This is a genomic window from Bradyrhizobium sp. sGM-13, assembly GCF_018398875.1.
Classification (GTDB): Bacteria; Pseudomonadota; Alphaproteobacteria; order Rhizobiales; family Xanthobacteraceae; genus Bradyrhizobium.
This window is the reverse complement of record NZ_JAGWDK010000517.1, coordinates 1-215: the sequence shown is the minus strand read 5'-3', so window position 1 is coordinate 215 and position 215 is coordinate 1. Positions and strand designations below refer to the sequence as shown.

The window sequence follows — 215 nt, the reverse complement described above, 5'->3', positions numbered from 1 at the left end:
CCGAACACGATGACCACCACCGCCGTGACGATCGCCATCATCGGTATATGCCGCGTCACCATGTATGACGCAACCATTGCAGCCAGCACCGCCACCATGAACACGCCGGTGGCGACGAACAGGTTGGACTTCGCGTTGGCGACGAAAAAGATGAGAAGGGGACCAAGCTCGGTCGCAAGCTTGAACAGCGGGTGCGGTACTTTCTTGTCCATTAC

The 215-nt window shown here is 57.7% G+C and carries 1 protein-coding gene; it reads right to left on the bottom strand.

Annotated elements, in window-relative coordinates; translation table 11 throughout:
- On the bottom strand, positions 1-212 hold a 212-nt coding region (locus KJQ96_RS39845; RefSeq protein WP_213291306.1), incomplete at its 3' end, for a septation protein IspZ.
- Between the last annotated feature and the right edge of the window lie 3 nt (positions 213-215).